We start from the raw sequence: 534 nt of genomic DNA on the forward strand, positions 1-534 counted from the left end.
GCCTGGGCCTTGATGGTGCCTTGCGGTGCGCCACGCTGGACCGGTTCGCCGCCGACTATTACTGGGTAGGCATCACGCCCGAGGGCACGCGCGCGTACCGGCCCAACTGGAAGAGCGGCTTTTACCACCTGGCGATGGAAGCCAAAGTGCCGCTGGTGCTGGTGTTCATGGACTATCCGACCAAGACGCTGAGCCTGGTCGATCACGTGTACCTGACCGGCGACCAGGAGGCCGACATGGCAACGATCCGCGCGGTGCTGGAAGGCCACCAGGGGCTGCACCCGGAGAATGCGGCGCCGATCATCCTCGGCGAGCGGCGCGCGGAGCCACGTAACTGACCCCCCAAGGCCTCTTTCGCCACAACGCATGCCGTACCGCTTGGGGTCCGACCCACAGGGCGCTATTTACCCCTGAGACCCATGGGGTCGGACCCTAATGCCGTTAAGTTAAGCTGAAGTTTTAATTTTTTTAGCATCGAAACGTCGTCCCCGCGCAGGCGGGGACCCAATTTGGCGTGCATTTCGACGAATTCAG

At 62.5% G+C, this 534-nt stretch carries 1 protein-coding gene; it reads left to right on the forward strand.

Annotated elements, in window-relative coordinates; all coding sequences use genetic code 11:
• Positions 1 to 338: lysophospholipid acyltransferase family protein (locus DUPY_RS23780; RefSeq protein WP_503826038.1), on the forward strand; the 338-nt coding region annotated here is incomplete at its 5' end.
• Positions 339 to 534 lie beyond the last annotated feature (196 nt).

The organism is Duganella phyllosphaerae, from assembly GCF_001758785.1.
In the GTDB taxonomy this organism is placed as follows: domain Bacteria; phylum Pseudomonadota; class Gammaproteobacteria; order Burkholderiales; family Burkholderiaceae_D; genus Rugamonas; species Rugamonas phyllosphaerae.